Raw genomic sequence first — 19,950 nt, 5'->3', positions numbered from 1 at the left:
AAATCTTCCTTACATTCCTGCGTGCGCTTCGGGCGCCGCACCGTAAAAGCTTTCGCCGCGCGCGATAAAGGAAAGGAACTGAGCGCCCCCAAACCCAAAGCCGAGAGGCATCGACGCATAGAGTGTCCACATGGGCGCATCGAAACTGCGGACTTCGTAGGTGCCTTCAATCAACGCGGTGAAAAAACTCTTTCCGCTATGCCATGCGAGGTAAAAGCAGATCAGCGCCGCAATGATGTGCAGTACAAACTCCCATGCTTTGCGCACGTGAACTGGGAGGTAGGTCAATACAACTTCGACACTGACATGACCGCGTGTCATCACGAGATATGGGAGGCACAGAAATGTAACGTGGAGCATTGCGTATTCAACCGAATTCACCGCCCAAATAAACATTGGTAGGCCAAGATTTCGGGACAACACGTCATAGGTGACGATCAAAACGATCGCCACAACCAATAAGCATGCAATACGAAACAATAGATGCGACACCGCATCAAGGAGTCGAAACACCGAAGACATATGTATGTCCTTTCGAGGGGGAAAATATCTGCAAGCAAAGCGCAAATTTGGGAGCGGCGGGCCTTCTGACCAAGCAGGAGCCCCGCCGAAACAGCGTTTTTAGAAATCGGTAAAGAACACCGCTTTCAGTTCGTCGTGCATTGTCGGATCACGATCCTTTAGGCGCTGCCAAGAAATGTCATATGCTTTCTCAAGGAAGATTTGACGCTGCTCGCCAGTCAATTCGATATTCTCAATGCCGCCCTCCAAAAGGATCTGGCTCTCTTCCTCGTTCAACGCAATACTCGCCTCATACGAAGACGCCTCGTGATCAATCGCGGCTTGATTGACGATTTCCTTGGCCTCGTCAGAAAGAGCATTCCAGCTATCCAGATTCATTGAAACCAACACATCCGTTTGGAAAAATCCTGGATTAACGCGATATTTCAAAAACTTGTCCCAACCGAAATCACGAAGTCCCGTCACAGGATAGGCTGTGCCCTCCACAACGCCACGTTCGAGCGATGTGTAAACTTCACTCGCACTTTGGACGACATTTGTCGCACCAAGTTCTTCTAGAAAGGAGCGGAACAATGGCGACGAGCGCATCCGAATACCCTCTAGATCGATCTGGCCATTCTCATCGACGCCCGGTTTTTCAGTGGTCCACAAAAAGAAGCTGGCGCCACCGTCAACATGCGCCAACACATGGGAGTTGCCTTTTTCGTGAAATGGTTTGTTCACCAATTCCATGCCGCCCGCAGCTCTGAGTGCCATTGGGTCAAGGTTGGAACCGGCAAACGCTTCGCCTTCTGGAACGAGGTTAAGATATAGACCCGCCGGCAGGAGGAACATGTCGGCGATACCGTTCTTTTGTGCCTCGCCCATCCGCTCCTGTGGAATGGTTTCTGGTCCACCAATTATCTGTACTTGAACAACGCCTTCGCCGCGCTCATTTACGAGGTCAACGAAGCCTTGAAAGTTTCGCGAAAACGACACCTGTGCGGGTGTGAATGTCACAGCGCGGATAATATCCTCGGCCTGAGCAGCAACGGATGACAATCCAAAAACTGCAGCGGCGGCAACGCCCTTTAGGAGTAAAAACTTAGTCATAATTCCCTCATTGTTGGTTGAAAAGCCCCATCGTTTAATCGACTTGTTCGGGCCTGTTTTGTTATCCAGTTAATTTTGGCAATGGTTCTTGGGCCATCTCCTTTTCCGCTGCGACAGCTTCAAAAGTGGCAAGAGCAGCATCAACAAACTGCGTCATCGCATCTTGCGCGGCATCGGTATCACGCGCCCAATAGCTCTCGGCTAATTTGCCAGCGCCAATGCGCGCAGTTTCACGCCCGCTCGAGAGCTTCAGGGTCGCTGCACGTACCAAATGGACCTGCATATGGAAGCGAGAGAGCGTTTCTTTCAGGCGGCGATTTTGAATTCGGGACATCCAGAAGTTACGGAAGAAAATATTTGCAGTAGCGGCATCTTCGGGTGTGTGCGCGGCCTGAACATTAGAGAGAAGCGAGCGCAACTCCGTATCATCATTCGCGCTCGCAACCTCTATCAGACCAGAGAAGGCCAAGGGCTCAAGCGCACGGCGGATCGCAAAAATTTCACGAATATCCTCAATCGTCGGCGTGATAATGACGTATCCATTCGGCGGTACGCTCTCAATCAGCCCATCATTCTCAAGCCGTCCAAGAGCTTCTCGAACTGGCGTTCTTGAAACCTCTCTCTGACGTGCAATAACCGCTTCCACAAGACGATCGCCAGCTTGACGACGGTTTGCCGCAAGATCGGAAAGCAATTCATTATAGACACTCTGAACGAGGGAAATGGTCATGTTTCGCTGAGTCATTGGAGTTACACCTTTGTCATCCATCTTGGTATACCTTCAATCTTAAAGTAATTAATTGCAAGAAATACTGTAGAAAACCGCGCGTACGCCCTAATTGGCGCTCAAAGAATAGGCAGACGGGCAAAAAAATGCCGCTAATTGGGCCGACATCAGTCCAATAACCGCAAATACAGCCGATAAATTGAGATGGGGAACTTCTTATGAAGTACGTGACTGCAATCAATAAGATTTAGAATTAAACATTAATTTGCAACCCCAAGCCTGAGACCCAAGGTTCCTTTACGCAATGCTTCCGCAAGCAAAAGCGCGCCCATGTGGACCTGTCCCGTTTTTGTGCCGCCCCAATTCTCACTTATCGATGAGAGGGGGCCCAGCCGATCACACCCCGAGAATGTAGTCCAGGATCACAGCCAGACAAAGCCAACCCTCACGCGTCCAGACAGGTGGTGTCAGACAGATTCGAACTTGTCTCTACTGAGCCAGTGAGACTACCGCTTGTTCAGACGGGGGAAATCGCCGTTTGAATTGCTAATTGATATCAAAATTGAGACTTTCTGGCGGTTTTGCGGACAAAGTACCAATACGCCGTTCGAGCATGAATGACTGCTTTCCATAATCATGGTGATCAGTTTTCAACCTGCTGATCTGGGGCGATATGTATCAACCCAGCATGAAGGAACGGATTGCGGAGCAGGAGAACGAGAAGCTATCTCTGTCAAGTATACTGGAGCAAAGCCTTGAGCCACCAACTCTGCGTCTGCACCCGAGCCTGTCGACAGTCTACCAGACAAAAATCCGCAACCTGTCGTCAGCCCTGCAAGACCCTGCCCTAATGACTGAAGCCACTGAGGCGCTGCGGGAATTGATTTCAGAGATAAGGATGCTACCGGACGAGGATGCGCCGAACGGGCATCGCATTGAACTCGCAGGAGAATTGGCGGGTATTTTGGCATTGGGGGATGCAAAAACGACCAAACCCGCAGCGTGTGCGGGTTTGGGGTCGATTACAATGGTTGCGGGAGCTCGAATTGATAAATACTTGCCTTTGTATAAGGCGCCGACACGCTGACCAGTCTGAACCTGCTAAAGTCCTAATTTTTACCTACTACGGCGAAAATTGGATTATAGCAACAAGGGCGGGTTTGTGGACATTCGCTGCGGTCAGAAGCGACGACAGCTATGCGTAGATTCGTTCGCTAAAGTTGTCAGCGCGGCATCCGCTTCACGGGCCACTAGACGAACTGGTCCATTATCCGATGATCCTTTTTCGTGAAAACCTGTCCGAAGGATTTATGCGCAGCCTATTTGAGCAGGTGCAGTTATCACCCCTCGTGAAGTAGAGAGCTGCTTCACTTGAGACGATGCGGTCGCTTTCCGCGCACGGAGTCGAAATCGGCATCAGCTAATCGTGTCTATCCAATGAGTTCAACTATGACGGGAAAGAATAATGTACCGTTCCTATATCTACCCCATAGGTCGAAACAAATATCAGCTTGATATGGTCAAGCCTACGACAACCTGGCTCTCTTTTCTAAAGTATTTTGGATGCCCTCTATAAACCATCCCACCAACCGACGCGTCGGTTGGTGGGTATTGAACACCACCTGAGCCTCATATCCAGCCTCATCCCTCATCCGATCACAAGCCCGGGAAATACCGCGACAAGCGTAAGGACAATCAGCATCACCCCTACGTAGGGAAGCGCGCCTGCAAAGATTGATTCCAGCGTTGTACTGTCGTCGGCGAGGGTCGAATGCACCGTGAAAATGGAAATCCCAAACGGAGGTGTTAACAGGCCCACCTCAACCGCGATGACAGTGATGATACCAAATTGGATCAGATCAAAGCCGAGATTTTGCGCAATAGGAGCAGCGATTGGCACAACGATCAACAGGATCGAACTGCTGTCCAAGATCATCCCCAGTAGCAAAACAATGACCACATAGACGATCAAAAAACCGACGGAACCAAACCCACTGGTTTGCACGAAATTTCCGATGGCAGACGGAATTCCCGCAACCGCTAGCATTTGACTATAGAAGCTTGCCGCGACAAGCAGCGCTAGAATGCCGACCGAAATCGATCCGGTCTGGGTCAACACGTCCCACCATTTACGCAGGTTGAGGCTGCGGCGCATCAAAGCGACAATCAGCGCCGCGAAAGCACCCACGCCCCCAGCTTCGGTCGGGGTGAAAAATCCGCTATATAGCCCGCCCAGTACGAACAAGACCAACACACAGATCGGCGCCAGCTTTCGTAAAATTTCGGGCACGGGCATCGCAGGAGGGAATGGGAGAGCTTTCTTTTTGTGCGTAAGATACTCTTGCGTAAATACTAAGCTGGGCGCGAATTTGGACACCAGCAAAATCCACAAAACAAAGCCCCCAGCCAGAAGCGCACCGGGAAGCAACCCTGCGATGAACATACGGCCAATGGATTGTTCGGCCAGCACACCATAGATAATCAACAGCAGGCTGGGCGGGATCAACATGCCCAAAACCGAGCTTCCTGCGACGGTGCCCGCCGAAAACGAAGGGCGATAGCCGTGGCGCGTCATTTCGGGTACGGCAACTTTGGTGAACACAGCGGCTGACGCGATGGAAACCCCCGTGACAGCTGCAAAAATCGTATTGGCGGCAACCGTGGCAATGCCCAAACCGCCCAGAAGGCGCCGCAACAAGGTCTCGGCCACGTCAAACGTGTCTTTTCCCACGTTCGAGATGCTGACAAGGTGCCCCATCAGGACAAAGAGGGGGATCGTGGCAAACAGGTAATTCGCCACACCATTATACGCGGCCATCGACATCAAGCGCATCGACAGATCGAAATTACCGCGGATAATCCAGACCCCCGCAAACGCAACAGCCATCAGGGCGACGGCAATCCGCATTCCCATCAGGACCAGTGTAAACAAAACGCCGATCAGGATCAGGCCTATGGAAATACTACTCATCTCAGTGACCCTTTTCGGATTTTATTTGCATCGCGCTTTCGATGGCGACGGTAACAAAGGCAAAGCTTGTCGCGCCTGACCCCAGCACCACAAGCAGGTGGAACGGCAGAGTTGGCAGGGTCCAGACACCGCGCACGCCAAAGAACTCGGAGGTTGCCCAAGCTTCATGGGTGTCCGGCCAAGCCGCGATCGCCACCAGCGCAAAGAGCACGGCCCCGACCAATGCAAAAACCGTATCCAAAAAATACACCGAACGGCGGGAGTAGCGTCGCAAACCGCGCAACAGGAAGTCGGCGCGGATCAATGTCCCGTTCAAGGCGGCGGCGGGTAACATCAGAAAAACAATCGCAACCACGCTACGTGCAGCGATTTCTGGGACACCGGTAATCGGCAATCCCAGAAAATTGCGGCCGAACACGTCGGCCACAATCATGAGCATAATGGCAAATATCCATACGGTTCCAATCGCCGCAACAGCGTTTAGAGCAACCTGCAGCCCCCGTTTATACGGGTTTGATTTTAGGTCTATAACCCCGTCTTGTTGCATGTCGTTCCCCATTCAGCGGCTTAAAATCGTATGGTTTTGCGTTGCTTGTCTTGGCCTAGATCTCGGCGGACCAATCACGCGCTGGGGTGATCCCGCGCGCCTTGAGTTCGTCGAAATATGCTTTCATCACGACGGCAGCCGCCGGACCGTTTGCATCCAGCCAAGGTTTGGCAACATTAGGCAACGTTGCAGCCCATTTCTCACGCTCGACCTGTTCCATTTCCGAAACCTGAAGGCCCGCGGCGACCATTTCTGTCATCGCACTGGTCGAACGCTCGGTCACATAGTCACCGTGACTGCGGGAAGTAATGCGGCCAGCTTCGCGGAGTGCGGTTTGCACTTCGGCAGGCAAACCATCATGGAACTGCTTATTTACCGCGATCCCGCCAAAGTACATCGACCCAAATCCGACGCGTGTCAAATGCGGAGCCACTTCATACACGCGGGTTGGCTGAATGCCGCTGGCAAAGGACAACGTCCCTTCGGACACGCCTGTTTGGATATCCGTGTAATAAGTTGTTAGTGCGCCGTTAACTGGTGTGCAGCCCGTGTTTGCCAGCCAATTGGCAGACGTTCCAGGCGCGTTTAGGCGGCGATTTTTCACGTCATCAACAGACGCGATCGGGAAGTTCGAATAGATGTCATAGCTATCGGTTACCAGCGACGACAGATGCACCATGTTCTGGTCGGTCCAGCCAGCCCGAAGCTCCGGAAGCTCATCCGTCAGCTTGTCAAAAATATCGATGACAACATTGTGGTCGGCGTTTGCGAAGGGTGTGAAATAGGTGACGTTCTGCAAAGGCATTGCCGATCCTTCCCAAACCGTACCGACCATGCCGATGTCAACGATCCCATCGCGCACAGCGGAGCGGGTATCTTTGAATTTGTAAAGTGTGCCACCATAATTTTCATTCCAGTTGACTGTGTAATTGCCCCCAGCGTCGGCCAGCAAACGTTCCAGTTCAGGCTGCAATGCGTTTTGCATCGCATAGACCCAGATGTTGTTCGTCGGATGGCTAGAGCCGATCTGGATGTTGATGGTTTCCGCCGCGATCAGACGGGTGTTCAAGAATGGCAACGCAAGCGTAGCCGAAGATGCAGCCAAAAAGGCTCGGCGAGTTGATTTCATGGTTTCCTCCCTTAGAAATCCCGCGTCCTGCGCGGTCAGTATTGGTCGTGTTAAACACTCAGGCGGCGGGTTCTTTGGCCTCGCCAGTCAGAGCGGTGGTAAAGTTGGCGAAGAATTCGCCGGTAAGTTTCTGGGCCGTGGCCTTGATCAATCGGTTCCCCAAGGCGGCGAGTTTCCCCCAATTGCAACGTCTGCGGTATAATCCAGCACGGTGCCACCGCCCTCTGGCGTCAGCGTCATACGCGCCGCGCCCTTGGCAAAGCCTGCGATCCCGCCAGAGCCCTTGCCAGACAGCGTGCAGGACTTGCCGGGGTCAATGTCACTCAACTCAACATCGCCTTTGAAGCGCGCGGAGACTGGCCCGATCTTTAGCTTAACCACGGCGGAGAAGCTTGTGTCGCTGGTCTGCTCCAAGCTTTCACAGCCAGGGATCGCCCGTTCCAATACATCGCGATCAAATAGCGCCGTCCACACCTGATCGGGGGTTGCGCTAAGGGGTTGGGTGCCTTGAAGTTCCATCGTTATTGTCCTTTAGTTGACCCGTTTTACAAATGCCCTAGGGCGGTCAGAATACGCATCGGCGTCATTGGGGTTTGGGAAACACGTGCCCCCGTCGGGCGCAGCGCGTCATTCACGGCGTTCATCGCAGCAGCGCCAGCAGCCGCGGTTCCCGCCTCCCCCACGCCCTTCGCGCCAAGGATTGTATCCAGCGTCGGTGTTTCGATATGGGCAATTTCGATGTCGGGCATTTCGCCCGCCATCGGCACCAGATAATCAGCCAAAGACGCATTTACCATCTGGCCCATGTCGTCATACAGGCACTCCTCGAAAAACGCGGGCCCAAGCCCTTGGACCACGCCGCCCCGAATTTGCTCGTCGACCAAAAGCGGGTTGATAATGCGGCCACAATCCTCAACGACCCAGTGTTTCAGCAGGCGCGTGACACCGGTTTCTATGTCGACTTCGACATAGCTGGCCTGAATACCGTTTGTGAAATCAAACGGATAGCCCGTCGGCGCATAATGCTGTGCAACGGTCAGCGAATGGTCGCAGCCCTTTGGCAGAGTATCCGGACGATAGGTTGCAATGCGGCCAATTTCTGCCAGCGTGATCCGCTCATGTTGCGTTGCCGTGTCGACCACCGCCCCATTAGCAAGGGACAGCAGGGTTGGATCCGTTTGCAGGATGGCCGCAGCCAAGGTCAGGATCTGTTCCTGTAATTTGCGCCCAGCCCGCAAGGCAGTTTCCCCGCCGATGCCCGCGCCGCGACAGGCCCATGTTGCCCCGCCGCTTGGCGTTGTGTCTGTGTCTCCGGTGGAGACTTTCACCTGATCAGGCGTCACGCCCAATTGGTCTGCGATCACTTGGGCGATGATGGTTTCGGTGCCCTGCCCTTGTTCGGTCACCGAGATCGCACAATACACGTCTCCTGCGGGTGTCAAACGCACCACCGCACCGTCTTGAGCCGAAATACGCGCGCCGCCGACGCCATAGAACGTCGCGCCCGGGTTGGTAATTTCCACGAAAGGCGCGATGCCAATGCCGCGATAAATACCCTGTGTGCGCAACGTAGCTTGCTCTTGGCGCAGCGCGTCATAGCCCATCAAATCACGTAGTTTTGCCAAGCTGGCCTGATGTGACAGTTTTTCAAACTGATATCCGGTCGCAGACACATAGGGATACGCGTCATCAGCCACCAAGTTGCGCTGGCGCATTTCAAACGGGTCCAGCCCCAATTCTTCAGCGGCCAGATCAACCAACGCTTCGGTGACGGCACAGGCAATCGGATGGCCAACAGCTCGGTATTGACTGGTCTGCACCTTGTTTTGAAAAACGACTGACAATCGTCCGCGATAGTCCGGCATCTGGTAGGGAGCGCCCATTAGGCGGATCACCTGATTGCCCTCGGCCACACTGGTGCGCGGATAGCTTGAGAACGCGCCTATTTGCGTCATATCATCGACATCCATCGCCAGAATGCCTCCGTTCGAATCGAGCGCCATGCGGGCCTTAACGCGGTGGTCGCGGGCATGGATGTCTGACAGAAAACTTTCCAGCCGATCCGCCACAAACCGTACCGGTCGCCCCAGTTTCAGGCTGGCAGCAACCGTTGCCATTTCCTCGTGATAGACATGCAATTTCATCCCGAACGAGCCGCCAACATCGGGCGCAATTACGCGAACTTTACCTTCGGGCAGGCCAAAATGGCGGGAATAGACATCCTGAAACTGATAAGGCGTTTGGGTGCCTTGATGCACATTCAACTGTCCTGTTGAAGGATCAAAATCTGCGACAATCGCTCGGGGTTCCAGTGAGACAGCCGTGTGGCGTCCAAAGGTGAAGTTGCCTTCGACGACATGCGCAGCACTTGAGAACGCTTCGTCCAAACCGGGTGTTTTCAGCACCGTTTGAAAACACAGATTGCTGTCGAGCCCTTCGGCCGCCAGAGGCGACCCGCCGGCCAGCGCCGCCTCACCATCGACAACCGCGTCTTCATCTTCGATGTCCAACATGACCAGCTCGCAGGCGTCTTCGGCCTCGGCACGGCTGTGCGCCAAAATCATTACAACCGGATGCCCCGCCCAAAGCACTTCTTTCTCGGCAAGCAGGTTTTGCGCCCCGCTTTGCATGCCTGCGAAATGATCAAGAACACCGGTCCACGGCGCGCACATATCGTTTAACGTTTCGGCCGTGAACACGCGCACGACACCGGAGGCCGCAGCGGCATCCGAAACGTCGAGTTCAACGATTTTGCCCTTGGCCATCGGACTGCGCACAAAGGCGGCATGAAGCATGCGCGGCAGTACCAGATCGGTCACAAAACGCCCACGTCCCGCCAAATGGCGCAGGGCATTTTCCCGCCGATGTGATTGGCCAATATGACCCTTGGAGGTTGTCATTGCACGCCCTCCACGATTTTTGACCGTCGCTCAGCCGTGGCCGAGATCGCATCGACAATCGCCTCATAGCCAGTGCAGCGACAGTAATTCCCCGACAAGGCATCCCGTATTTCCGGGCGTGACGGCATGGAGTTTTGTGACAACAAAGCATGCGCTGACATCAACATGCCGCTCGTGCAAAACCCACATTGCAGCGCATTGCGATCATGGAATTGTTCTTGCAGGTCTGCGACCAGCCCGCTGTTGTTTAAACCTTCGATCGTCTCTATCTTTTGCCCTGCAACCTGCACCGCAAGAACCAAGCAGGCGTGCACCGGAGCGCCGTCCAGCAACACCAAACAGGCCCCGCAAGCGCCCATTTCACATCCCAAATGCGTGCCCGTCAAAGACAAGTTATCGCGCAACACGTCCGCGAGACTGGTGCGCGGCTCAATCGCTTCGCGGACGGCCTCTCCGTTCACGGTAAAATTGATATCGGTTTTCATGCTACCGCCTTTAGATTTGCCAGAACTCGGCCCAGTAATACGCGTGCCAAGTGGACGCGCATGCTGGCGGGAAACTGTGGATCATCAGATGGATCGAGATCATCACCAAGCGCGGCCTGTGCCGCGGAAATCGATGCGCCATCCAACGCCCGCCCGATCAAAGCCGCCTGCGCTCCAACAGCGCGCGTTGGTTTATTTCCAACGGAGAACAACGCGATACTGACGTCTGTCATTGTGTTTTCTACGGACACGACCTGAACCGCAACTCCCACCATTGCGTAATCTCCACGTCTTCGGGCGATCTCATCAAACCCAATCATTTGCCCCGCCACAGGGTTGGGCACGTATATTGCCTGCAGGATTTCTCCGGGCTCGATTGCTGTTTCATAGATGTCGCGGAAAAACGCATCCGCTGGCACGCGTCGCGTGCCTGTTTGCGACGCTATTTCAAGCTCGGCCCGCATAGCGACAGCTGCTGCGGGAAACTCGGAAGCCGGATCTGCATGCGCCAGACTCCCGCCGAGAGTACCGCGATTGCGGATGGCGGGATGTGCGACAAACGGTGCGGCGGCGGCGAAAAGGGGAGCGTGTGTTGCGATCAACGGGTTGGTCATCGCCTGAACGTGGCGCGTCATAGCGCCAATACGAAGCCACCCATCCTGAAGCGAAACGCCAGTCAGTGCTTCGATATTGGCAAGGTCAATCATCAACGATGGAGCCTGCAAGCGCAACGCCATCGCTGGCATTACACTGTGCCCTCCCGCAAGGTAAACCGCGTCACCGTCCATACCTGCATAGGCCGCCATTGCGTCTAAAACGCTTTCGGCCCGCATATATTCAAATGCTGGTGATTTCATGTTCCCCCTCAATTTCAGCCCTCCAGCCGAAGTTGTAACCATCTGGTCACTTTTGATAAGCGAGAGGAAGATGGTCCGTCAAGAAAAAAGTGACCACTTGGTTATTTCATTAAGTCGGGCTATACTGAAAGAAACTAAAGTGAGAAATTTATGGCAGGTTCAGACAACCCAACAATCGCCGCGCAACCGCGCCGTAAAAACATGCGCCGCGAGGACCGCGAGAAATTGATAATCTCGGAAGCGGTACGGTTCTTTGCTGAATGTGGGTTTGAAGGGCAGACCCGCGAACTTGCAAAACGAATGGGGATTTCGCACGCTGTGATCTACCGACATTTCGAGAGCAAAGACGCGCTAATTGAACGGGTCTATGACCATATTTATGTGAAGCGGTGGAACCCCGATTGGGAGCCATTGGTGTTGGACCGCAGCCTCAGTCTGCAAGACCGACTGACCCAGTTCTATATTGAATACGCTGCGCGTGTGTTTGACTATGACTGGGTCCGGATTTTTGTATCCTCTGGGCTGAAATCTTATGGTCTGACAGAACGTTACCTCGACATCATCCGCACTAAAATCATTCGCCCTGCCGCGATGGAACTCCGTTGCGAGCTTGATCAAGGTGCGAACACCGCCCCTCTGAGCGAAGCAGAACTCGAGCTTTTTTGGGGGCTGCACGGCGCCGTGTTTTATATCGCAATTCGGAAATACATTTACGGCGAACCCGTTGAAATTGACGTTAGAATCGCGGTTACAAACACGGTGAAGACATTTTTCAACGGGGCAATAAGCTCCCCGCAAAAACTAGAAGATACGGTGCAACGATACAGTATGCTAGGGAAGATCGCGGCCCCATAAATCACTTGGGATTTTTCTACGCATTTTGACTGCTTCAAATTCCGCAAAACAACTCCCATGGAGCAGAAAATGGTCAACTATGCCGAATTTAGCTGAGATAAGAATTTACTGAGGCCGTCTGAAGCTGGAAATGTTGCCCGAAATGGTCTTTGATGTAATAAATCTCGCAAATTATTGCGACAACACAAGCCTTCCCGCGACCGCCTCTAAAGAAACTTACGCAGCACTGAAGGCGGCTAGACCGGTCTGTTCGAAACGGCGTCGAGCAGGCCAGAATCCGGATCTCCCCCGCCGCCGAGACTATAAATCACGCTCAATTTGTGCGTTAGATGCCCAGACCTCGGCACAAATTGCCCGAGAAGCTTGATCGGGGCGCAAAATGGCTGCAACATGGAACGAAGGGCATTCAACTTGGGGAATGTCGGATAAAAAAATTCGAGGGATTAAGTTACTCGTCATTATCGTTGACGCCGAGGCTGCTGGCCAAAGGCTTTTTTGGCTCTATTGAAGTTAGTGGGAATTACTGGGAGTACGCCATGTCACCGTCGAAAAAAAAGGCCAGAATTAGGGACGAAGTACTGGCAAGGTTAGCCATGCAGGAAACCGCAAGCCTGATGAACAAAGCTATTGAACTGACGCTTGATCGGGATGCGAAAGCGGCACAGGAACGCGTGCTAAAGCACTTCGACCAGACCCGGGCAGATGTCCAAGGCAATCCATTGCTCGATAAGTACAGCAAAGAGCTTGTCCAAGTGATGGTCAAACTCATGCGCGATGCCGATCTCAACATCAATTTTAGGGCTCAGGAATTTTTTGCTTCTTCCAAATCCGATTCAAAATACATGACCAAATTCGAGAAACATCGCCAGGCTGGCGCACCGATGGGTGATACCCGCAATGAAGTCGAGATGAAGATGTTCCGCTATGGCGAACGAGTAGGCGTCGACAGCTCAACCGCGACGACAGGCGAGAAAGCTGCCGGTGCGCGGTTGGCGAGTTTTGCCGTATCGACCAGCCCGAAATTCGCGGGCGTAATCCGCCCGCGTTACTGCTCAGTCAATTTTCCCAGCGTGATCGACGGCATGGGGGCGCAATGGGGCCGTTCGCATTTTGTGCTGGCGGATCACCTAAAACCCAACATGACTTTCATTCACACGGATTCTTTCGATGACGTTTCCTCAAAATACGATCCTATTGCCAAGACAAAAAACACCGCTGAACACGTCCAGTCGACTAAGATGGCCAATTACCACCACATGCAACGGCTGATTGTGAACATGTCCAACAACCTTTTTGAACTGCTGATGGATACATCTCTTGGAGATACCGCGCCCCGTGAAAAATGCGCGATCATCAAGAAAAAATACAATCTATCCCCGACTTCCTATGTCGAGGGGCACATTCACGCGGAGTTGCATTTCAGAAGGGACATCAAGAAGATCCGCATCTGCAACACAGAAAAAAACGGCGGACAGAAGGTAGCCGAAAATATTCGTAATTTCGCCACCAAGTATAATATTCAAGTCGAGTATTTTGATTGATTGTTCAGCTAGGCTCTGGACCCATTAATTTGGTTGCGGCCATCCCAGCTGCGTGTTTCAAGCCCCCGAAGTTCAGGGGGGGGCAAGATGAACAGTTTATTCTGGTTGACCGACGCGCGGATGGCGCGGCTTCAGCCTTACTTTCCGAATTCAAGCTTCAGCAAGTCCAAGTAAGGGAAGACCATTGCAGTCATTCTGCAGCCTGAATTTCTCTCGTTATTACATTCCTAGGCTCGCACACACTATCGATTACATAACGGTCTAGAAAATCTGTCAGCGGATTAGGCTCAGGACTCATAACCAAAACAAAACCGTAGCTGCGAGAGCAATTGCGGACATGAATACGTTTGGGCAGCGATCATACCGAGTTGAGACCCGCCGCCAATCTTTTAGCTTTCCGAACATACGCTCGATGCGATTGCGTCTCTTGTAACGTCGCTTGTCGTATTTGATGGTCTTCTTACGCGACTTTCGTCCAGGTATGCAGGGTTGTATGCCACAGTCTATGAGAGATTTCCTAAACCAATCAGCATCATAGCCCCTGTCTGCCAGCAACCATTGCGCACTTGGTAAGCGTTCCAATAGTGCAGCCGCACCAGTATAATCACTGTACCATTGCCCGGCAGGCGATGCTTGCATCGCTGAGAGGGTTGACCAGCCGTTAATATAAACCTAATAGGCCGACCCAGCGTATCCGTGACGGCATGAAGTTTTGTATTCATCCCGCCCTTGGTAAGCCCAATCAGTCGACCACACCCCTTTTTTTTAACCTCAGACTTGAAGCTGTGCGATGTGCTTTTAGATAAGTTGCGTCGATTGAGAGCGTCTTATTGTCAGGACTTTCAGCACTCAATCCCGCGAGTATTTGAGCAAACACACCCAAATCGCTCCAACGTTTCCATCGGTTGTATAACGTCTTAGCCGGACCATATTCGGTAGGGACATCACACCACCGTAACCCATTGCGGTTAATGAAAATTATGCCGCTCAATACACGCCGATCATCCACTCGGGCGCGGCCACGCACTCTCGGAAAATAGGGCCGAAGCCGCACCATTTGCTCTTCGGTTAACCAGAAAAGATTGCTCATATCACCTCCGTTATGGATGGGTAAAATGAATCACAACCTACTTAAATAAGAAACAAGTTTAATAGGTCCTGATCCTAGCGACAGGTGCAATTGATGCCACAGCCATTATCACAGATATTGTCAATCCTGAAGAAATCCAGGGTGCGTTCGAGTGTCTTGAAGCCAACCCAGAAACATTAAAAATGCTAATTCGGGTTGGGGGGCATTGAAAGGATTTTGTAACAAATTTTGACTGTTGGGCGATGTGGTGGGATTATGTCAACTGCGAGCAACTAACTGTGACGATTGTTTTTATGGGATGGAATGTCGTGCTCAAATGCCAAATGAAAGTATCTGTTCTGGCGGTTTTGAATACTGCGTTTGGGGTAGAATTAAATGAAAAAATCGCGTGCCGTTGACGGCGGCATGATTGAAAAACTTGGCGGCTAAATGGTGGTTTCCCGTAAACGAGGACACGCTCGGCATTTCTAAACCCGAAAAACTAGCCCCTTCCACATTGGTATAATCACGGGCGATCTCTGGTCGATCAAGCAGATTCTGCGCAAACATGGGCATCAAACAAAGGAGAAGAAAGAAGAGGCTAGCCGAGGCACACCAGTAAAAGTCACGGGGGTGATCTTGCATGAAACGAAGATGCTGATGCCTAACTCACTTCAAAAGAAGCGTCACGATGTAAAGAAAGCATTAGAGCAAATGCCGGCAGGGAATGAACATGAGCGGCTGAGCCTAGCGAGCGAGCACCGTCTTTCTTCATCGTCTCGAACCGTTGCATCTGGTCGATCAGGACCACGGATAAGATATCAAGTAAAATTGCTGTTCCCATAATTTATACTCGCCTGAAAATCCGATTTTTTGCAGCCTAGACAAAAGGCTGAATTTATACCTGCGCCCGCATTGCCAAAAAAATCACTGACCGTTCACATCCAAATTCATAGGTAAACAGCCATAGCGCACAATCAAATGCGCCGTTAGGGCGGGTTCAGCGGGCGCTCATTCAACTTCTGCTTTGCTGCGCGGTGCATCAGGGCTGTCTATGCACTAAAAGTGCATTTTGAGGGCCAAAGCTATTCGGCAGCATGCAATTATTAAAAGCAACAACGTGCGAGCTGCACACTGATGACGTTGCCGGATCAAATCGACGACGCCTCGCAACTTATCATCGAGAAGAATGCATCTATGGCGCGGAGATTCCGCTTAGAGGCCAAGCAAAACGCTTCTTCGGAATGTGTTTCTGGGAGTTGGGACACCGGAAGCCGAACCACGCCATCGCGACGAGTTGATGCCCCATCAAACATGAAGCCAATGCCAACGCCCTGCGCGCAGGCTTCGTATATCGCCTCGCGCGCTTCCAGAACCAACAGGGGTTTGATCTCTAGTCCATTTTGCTCCAGTACCGCATTCACGGCACGTTGGGTTTGGGAGTTTCCGGTTCGAAACAAGACTGGTTCGTGTTCCAACTCATTGAGAGACAATTTTCGACGCTGCGCCAGGGGATGGCCCTGAGGCACCAAAGCGACAATTTTTTGACTCGCAAAAGCTTGCTTCACAATGTCATCCGCTTCAGGCGCATCGGTCAACAGGCCAAGATCGGCCTTGCGATCCCTGACGGCATTTACGACTTCTTGCCAATTGCCAAACAACAGTTGCAACCGGACACCTGGATAGGATTTTTGAAATCGTGACACGAGCTGCATCGCAGGTCCAGGGGCGCCGCAAGCGATAGAAAGCTCGCCAACCTCGAGCATGTGGGCGCGTTCCAAAATTTCGGCAGCTTCTCTTTCGGTATCGCGCATTGACGCTGTGCGCTGGAAAAGACGTCGACCTATTTGTGTCAGGCGCGCGCCCGTCCCGGAGCGCTCAAACAGCCTAACGTCATATGCTTTTTCCACGGTTCGAATATGCGCCGTGATAGCCGGCTGCGAGACGCTGAGCGCACGTGCTGCATCTGAAAAGCTGCCTTGGCTGGCAACTTCATTGAAGACCCTAATTTGGGAAGAACTAAGTCGTTTCATTTGATGATCTCGCTATCATACCCATAACTAAAACTTATATTGTGTCACCTATATCGCATATTCCCTCACTATACATCCCTCGAATCATAATTCCGGAGGTGCCGTATGGCCGAGGTTTCTATCAAAGGGCTGCGCAAAGCATTTGGCGATGTTCAAATTCTTCAAGGCATCGACTTAACAATCTCTGATGGAGAATTTGTCTCCCTAGTTGGCCCGTCTGGTTGTGGCAAGTCGACATTGCTGCGCATCATCGCGGGGCTCGAGAAAGAAAGCGAAGGCAGCATTTGCATCGGCAACGAACCCGTTACGGGGATCCGCGCATCGGATCGAAACTTGTCGATGGTTTTCCAATCTTACGCGCTTTATCCGCACCTCAGCGTCGCAGAAAACATCGCCGTGCCGCTACAAATGCGCAACCTGAACACGTGGCAGCGTTTGCCCTTGGCGGGTCGTTTTATGCCTGAAGCCAAAGCCCGCATTCAAGAGATCGCCACGGCGGTTCTTGAGGCCGCTCAGACGCTCGAGATTGAAGCACTTCTCGATCGCAAGCCCAGTGAATTGTCCGGTGGTCAGCGCCAACGTGTTGCCCTTGGCCGCGCCCTTGTTCGCCAGCCTGCAGCCTTTCTTTTGGATGAGCCTCTCTCGAACCTTGATGCCAAATTGCGTGTTCATACACGTACCGAGATTGCCGAGCTTCACCGTAAATTAGGCGCCACATTTATCTACGTGACGCATGACCAAGTTGAGGCCATGACCATGTCTGACCGCATTGCAGTCATGATGGGTGGTGAGATACTGCAATGTGCGCCCCCGCAAATTGTCTACGCTGACCCCGACGACTTACGCGTGGCCGAGTTCATTGGCTCGCCCAAAATTAACGTTCTACCTGTTGAAGCTGATCATAATGGGAAGCTGTCGCTGATGGGGCGCGTGCTGCCGCTCACAACAACGAAACGTCGCGGCCCCCTTCAGATGGGTCTGCGCCCCGAGATGCTGCGCATGACAGGCGCGGATTCGATGCTGACTGGTCGTGTCGTGCATCTGGAACACCTCGGCTCAGAGCTTTTTGCCCAGATTATTATCGAGGACCTTGGGACGCGTATTATCATGAAGGCGGAGCCTGAGAAATACGATGTGCTGCAACCCAATCAGGTCGTCGGCATGAGTTTTGACCCGAACGCGGCGCTATTTTTTGACGCGGACGGTAAACGTGAACGTCACATATTTCCTGCCATGCATCTCGTTGAGGCAGTTTAAGATGGCCGTTCTTGGCACTTCGCCCCGAGATATCCCCCGCCGCCGAGCGCGATCCCAACGAGGGACCGCGTGGCTTTTAATTGCCCCTGCGCTGACGCTCATGGTATTGATTCTGCTTGTACCTATCCTAAGCGCGCTGGTCTTGAGTTTCACCGATTATTCACTGGCTGCCCCCGAGGTGAAGTGGGTGGGCTTCGATAACTACGAAAAGATTTTTACGCGATCCTCCTATGAAAAAATGCTCTGGGCGACGTTCACTTATGTTGTCGTTGTCGTCCCGATTTCCGTAGGCCTCGGGTTGGGGGCGGCACTGCTCATCAACTCGCTGGCGCGTGGAAAAGAGATCTACAAAACCATCTACTTCCTGCCCGTGATGGCAACGCTTCTGGCCATGGCAATCGTATGGGAGCTGATGCTTCACCCGACCATCGGCACAGTTAATCGCACGTTACAAATGGGCTGCGGCACCGTGATCGAGCGCCTATGGCCGTGGCTTGGGGATGGTTGTGCAAACGGGATGCCGCTGTGGTTGGGCGACAAGGACTATGCGCTTTGGGTCATCTGCTTTCTCGGCATCTGGCAAGGCTTTGGGTTCAATATGGTTCTCTACCTCGCGGGACTGACCGGTGTCCCACGCGATTTATACAACGCCGCAGAAATGGATGGGGCGCGTAGCGGATGGGAGCGTTTTCGCTTGGTCACGTGGCCTGCGCTAGGGCCAACGACGGTCTTTGTCGTCACTATCACCTGCATCCGTGCGTTCCAAGTGTTTGACACAGTCGAGGCACTGTTCCCACAAGGCGGCGGTCCGTCAAAATCTGCCTACATGATGATGTACGCGATTTATGAAAAAGGCATCAAGCAAAACCTGATCGGGATTGGCTCGGCCATCACCATGCTTTTCCTCATCTTCGTGATGATCATCACCATCATTCAACGCCGCCTCACAGAGCGTAAGGTCCATTACTCATGAAACGTATCAGCGAATTTTTCAAACACGCTTTACTTCTTGTTGGGGCGTTGATCGTGATTGTTCCGTTCTATCAAATGGTCAGTTACTCCCTCAAATCACCTGCCGAAATCGAACGCGGAATTGGTGGGTTCATGGGGGCACAAGAGCTGATGGTCGATGAACGTTGCGTTGGAAGCAGCATGCCAGATCGCGCCGATGTCGAGGCCGCCCGTGGCGACTACCCCAACCTGACCGATACGGATATCCTTGGCGCGCTCGTGGAAAAACTGCGCGCCAGCTGCATGGTCCGCCCTGCCGTTTTCAACTACACGAGCGCCTTTAAAGAGGCGCCGCTGATGCGCTACTTGCTCAATGGGATGATCGTGACAGGCTCGATATTTTTGTTGCAGGTCATCGTGGCTCTACCCGCCGCCTATGCCCTCTCGAAGCTGAAGTTCTGGGGACGTGAAACGGTCTTTGGCCTCGTGCTTTTTTGCTTGCTGATCCCCGTTCATGCCATAGCACTGCCCCTTTATATCGGCCTCGCAAAGCTCGGATTGATCAACACATACGCGGCGCTCGTCGTGCCATGGACGATCTCGGTGTTCGGCATTTTCTTGATGCGCCAATTCTTCATGACCGTCCCTGACGAGCTGATTGACGCGGCGCGCATGGACGGCATGGGCGAGCTTAGCATCGTCTGGCGCGTCATGCTGCCCACGGCGGTGCCAGCCTTGTTGGCTTTTGCCATCTTCAGTGTTGTGGCCCATTGGAACGATTATTTCTGGCCGCGCATGGTTATCACTGGTGATCGCAGCCTGTTCACCCCGCCGCTCGGATTGCGCGAATTCAAAGCTGACATCGATGGCAGTCTCTACGGCCCAATGATGGCCACCGCCACTGTCATCGTCACCCCGCTGATCGTCGCCTTCCTACTGGCCCAGCGAAGATTCATCGAAGGCATTACCTTAAGCGGCATGAAATAGCCCGCAGCCTTTCCCCTATCCGGCCAC

General features: G+C 52.9%; 18 protein-coding genes and 1 pseudogene. 6 read left to right on the top strand and 13 right to left on the bottom strand.

The genetic code is table 11. The annotated features are described in order from the left end of the window. Positions 1-9: 9 nt before the first annotated feature. From RC74_RS11655 to RC74_RS11645, 3 genes are all read right to left on the bottom strand, one after another. Positions 10-522: a TRAP transporter small permease gene (locus tag RC74_RS11655; RefSeq protein WP_039001130.1), complete on the bottom strand. Its 513-nt coding sequence runs from the start codon at positions 520-522 to the stop codon at positions 10-12. A gap of 99 nt (positions 523-621) precedes the next feature. Further along, positions 622-1,614 carry a TRAP transporter substrate-binding protein DctP gene (gene dctP / locus RC74_RS11650; protein WP_039001131.1) on the bottom strand — a complete coding sequence of 331 codons (993 nt, stop codon included), beginning with the start codon at positions 1,612-1,614 and terminating at the stop codon, positions 622-624. 61 nt (positions 1,615-1,675) lie between these two features. Further along, positions 1,676-2,359 (bottom strand): GntR family transcriptional regulator, encoded by a 684-nt coding sequence (locus tag RC74_RS11645; RefSeq protein WP_169798736.1) that lies wholly within the window; start codon positions 2,357-2,359, stop codon positions 1,676-1,678. Between the two features lie 655 nt (positions 2,360-3,014). On the opposite strand from RC74_RS11645, the gene RC74_RS11640 reads away from it, so the two are divergent. Then, a complete protein-coding gene (locus tag RC74_RS11640; protein WP_039001132.1) occupies positions 3,015-3,428 on the top strand; it encodes a hypothetical protein in 414 nt (137 codons plus the stop codon). A 561-nt stretch (positions 3,429-3,989) separates the two neighbouring features. Here RC74_RS11640 and RC74_RS11635 read toward each other — a convergent pair. From RC74_RS11635 to RC74_RS11605, 7 genes are all read right to left on the bottom strand, one after another. Further along, positions 3,990-5,312 (bottom strand): TRAP transporter large permease, encoded by a 1,323-nt coding sequence (locus RC74_RS11635; RefSeq protein WP_039001133.1) that lies wholly within the window; start codon positions 5,310-5,312, stop codon positions 3,990-3,992. Position 5,313: 1 nt separating this feature from the next. Then, the gene (locus tag RC74_RS11630; protein ID WP_052274693.1) at positions 5,314-5,859 is read right to left on the bottom strand and encodes a TRAP transporter small permease subunit; all 546 of its coding nucleotides are present in this window, start codon (positions 5,857-5,859) and stop codon (positions 5,314-5,316) included. Positions 5,860-5,914: 55 nt separating this feature from the next. Next, positions 5,915-6,988 (bottom strand): C4-dicarboxylate TRAP transporter substrate-binding protein, encoded by a 1,074-nt coding sequence (locus RC74_RS11625; protein ID WP_039001135.1) that lies wholly within the window; start codon positions 6,986-6,988, stop codon positions 5,915-5,917. A 147-nt stretch (positions 6,989-7,135) separates the two neighbouring features. Then, positions 7,136-7,507, bottom strand: a complete 372-nt coding sequence (locus RC74_RS11620) for a CoxG family protein (RefSeq protein ID WP_249762069.1) — start codon at positions 7,505-7,507, stop codon at positions 7,136-7,138. 26 nt (positions 7,508-7,533) lie between these two features. Further along, on the bottom strand, positions 7,534-9,888 hold the full coding sequence (locus tag RC74_RS11615; protein ID WP_039001137.1) for a xanthine dehydrogenase family protein molybdopterin-binding subunit: 2,355 nt from the start codon (positions 9,886-9,888) through the stop codon (positions 7,534-7,536). After that, a complete protein-coding gene (locus RC74_RS11610; protein WP_039001138.1) occupies positions 9,885-10,373 on the bottom strand; it encodes a (2Fe-2S)-binding protein in 489 nt (162 codons plus the stop codon). The genes RC74_RS11615 and RC74_RS11610 overlap by 4 nt, the downstream gene beginning before the upstream one ends. Next, positions 10,370-11,230 carry an FAD binding domain-containing protein gene (locus tag RC74_RS11605; protein WP_039001139.1) on the bottom strand — a complete coding sequence of 287 codons (861 nt, stop codon included), beginning with the start codon at positions 11,228-11,230 and terminating at the stop codon, positions 10,370-10,372. The genes RC74_RS11610 and RC74_RS11605 overlap by 4 nt, the downstream gene beginning before the upstream one ends. Before the next feature lie 150 nt (positions 11,231-11,380). Here RC74_RS11605 and RC74_RS11600 point away from each other — a divergent pair, with 150 nt between their 5' ends. Both RC74_RS11600 and RC74_RS11595 read left to right on the top strand, forming a co-directional pair. Beyond that, complete coding sequence (locus RC74_RS11600; RefSeq protein WP_218918072.1) at positions 11,381-12,085, top strand: TetR/AcrR family transcriptional regulator; 705 nt, start codon at positions 11,381-11,383, stop codon at positions 12,083-12,085. Between the two features lie 350 nt (positions 12,086-12,435). Continuing rightward, complete coding sequence (locus tag RC74_RS11595; RefSeq protein WP_169798735.1) at positions 12,436-13,626, top strand: DUF3626 domain-containing protein; 1,191 nt, start codon at positions 12,436-12,438, stop codon at positions 13,624-13,626. A 294-nt stretch (positions 13,627-13,920) separates the two neighbouring features. On the opposite strand, the pseudogene RC74_RS21740 reads toward RC74_RS11595, so the two are convergent. The 3 genes and pseudogenes from RC74_RS21740 to RC74_RS11580 form a co-directional block, all read right to left on the bottom strand. Then, positions 13,921-14,716, bottom strand: a pseudogene (locus RC74_RS21740) (IS5 family transposase). Positions 14,717-15,359: 643 nt separating this feature from the next. Further along, the gene (locus RC74_RS22190; RefSeq protein ID WP_039002777.1) at positions 15,360-15,539 is read right to left on the bottom strand and encodes a hypothetical protein; all 180 of its coding nucleotides are present in this window, start codon (positions 15,537-15,539) and stop codon (positions 15,360-15,362) included. A gap of 307 nt (positions 15,540-15,846) precedes the next feature. Further along, a complete protein-coding gene (locus tag RC74_RS11580) occupies positions 15,847-16,728 on the bottom strand; it encodes a LysR family transcriptional regulator (RefSeq protein ID WP_052274896.1) in 882 nt (293 codons plus the stop codon). A 105-nt stretch (positions 16,729-16,833) separates the two neighbouring features. Here RC74_RS11580 and RC74_RS11575 point away from each other — a divergent pair, with 105 nt between their 5' ends. From RC74_RS11575 to RC74_RS11565, 3 genes are read left to right on the top strand one after another with little or no spacing between them, the layout of a single operon-like run. Further along, on the top strand, positions 16,834-17,985 hold the full coding sequence (locus RC74_RS11575) for an ABC transporter ATP-binding protein (protein ID WP_039002776.1): 1,152 nt from the start codon (positions 16,834-16,836) through the stop codon (positions 17,983-17,985). Position 17,986: 1 nt separating this feature from the next. Beyond that, on the top strand, positions 17,987-18,958 hold the full coding sequence (locus RC74_RS11570; RefSeq protein ID WP_039002775.1) for a carbohydrate ABC transporter permease: 972 nt from the start codon (positions 17,987-17,989) through the stop codon (positions 18,956-18,958). Further along, entirely contained in the window at positions 18,955-19,923 is a 969-nt protein-coding gene (locus tag RC74_RS11565) for a carbohydrate ABC transporter permease (protein WP_039002774.1), read from the top strand. Before RC74_RS11570 ends, RC74_RS11565 begins: the two co-directional genes overlap by 4 nt. Positions 19,924-19,950: the final 27 nt, after the last annotated feature.

It is taken from the genome of Falsihalocynthiibacter arcticus (assembly GCF_000812665.2).
GTDB lineage: Bacteria > Pseudomonadota > Alphaproteobacteria > Rhodobacterales > Rhodobacteraceae > Falsihalocynthiibacter > Falsihalocynthiibacter arcticus.
Note: the sequence above shows the minus strand (reverse complement) of the source record. Positions and strands in the feature narration are given on the sequence as shown.

What these genes read in the sequence shown, in the direction of transcription:
- RC74_RS11655 (WP_039001130.1), bottom strand. Translation starts at nt 522, where the DNA reads ATGTCTTCGGTGTTTCGACTCCTTGATGCGGTGTCGCATCTATTGTTT.
- dctP (WP_039001131.1), bottom strand. Translation starts at nt 1,614, where the DNA reads ATGACTAAGTTTTTACTCCTAAAGGGCGTTGCCGCCGCTGCAGTTTTT.
- RC74_RS11645 (WP_169798736.1), bottom strand. Translation starts at nt 2,359, where the DNA reads ATGACTCAGCGAAACATGACCATTTCCCTCGTTCAGAGTGTCTATAAT.
- RC74_RS11640 (WP_039001132.1), top strand. Translation starts at nt 3,015, where the DNA reads ATGTATCAACCCAGCATGAAGGAACGGATTGCGGAGCAGGAGAACGAG.
- RC74_RS11635 (WP_039001133.1), bottom strand. Translation starts at nt 5,312, where the DNA reads ATGAGTAGTATTTCCATAGGCCTGATCCTGATCGGCGTTTTGTTTACA.
- RC74_RS11630 (WP_052274693.1), bottom strand. Translation starts at nt 5,859, where the DNA reads ATGCAACAAGACGGGGTTATAGACCTAAAATCAAACCCGTATAAACGG.
- RC74_RS11625 (WP_039001135.1), bottom strand. Translation starts at nt 6,988, where the DNA reads ATGAAATCAACTCGCCGAGCCTTTTTGGCTGCATCTTCGGCTACGCTT.
- RC74_RS11620 (WP_249762069.1), bottom strand. Translation starts at nt 7,507, where the DNA reads ATGGAACTTCAAGGCACCCAACCCCTTAGCGCAACCCCCGATCAGGTG.
- RC74_RS11615 (WP_039001137.1), bottom strand. Translation starts at nt 9,888, where the DNA reads ATGACAACCTCCAAGGGTCATATTGGCCAATCACATCGGCGGGAAAAT.
- RC74_RS11610 (WP_039001138.1), bottom strand. Translation starts at nt 10,373, where the DNA reads ATGAAAACCGATATCAATTTTACCGTGAACGGAGAGGCCGTCCGCGAA.
- RC74_RS11605 (WP_039001139.1), bottom strand. Translation starts at nt 11,230, where the DNA reads ATGAAATCACCAGCATTTGAATATATGCGGGCCGAAAGCGTTTTAGAC.
- RC74_RS11600 (WP_218918072.1), top strand. Translation starts at nt 11,381, where the DNA reads ATGGCAGGTTCAGACAACCCAACAATCGCCGCGCAACCGCGCCGTAAA.
- RC74_RS22190 (WP_039002777.1), bottom strand. Translation starts at nt 15,539, where the DNA reads ATGGGAACAGCAATTTTACTTGATATCTTATCCGTGGTCCTGATCGAC.
- RC74_RS11580 (WP_052274896.1), bottom strand. Translation starts at nt 16,728, where the DNA reads ATGAAACGACTTAGTTCTTCCCAAATTAGGGTCTTCAATGAAGTTGCC.
- RC74_RS11575 (WP_039002776.1), top strand. Translation starts at nt 16,834, where the DNA reads ATGGCCGAGGTTTCTATCAAAGGGCTGCGCAAAGCATTTGGCGATGTT.
- RC74_RS11570 (WP_039002775.1), top strand. Translation starts at nt 17,987, where the DNA reads ATGGCCGTTCTTGGCACTTCGCCCCGAGATATCCCCCGCCGCCGAGCG.
- RC74_RS11565 (WP_039002774.1), top strand. Translation starts at nt 18,955, where the DNA reads ATGAAACGTATCAGCGAATTTTTCAAACACGCTTTACTTCTTGTTGGG.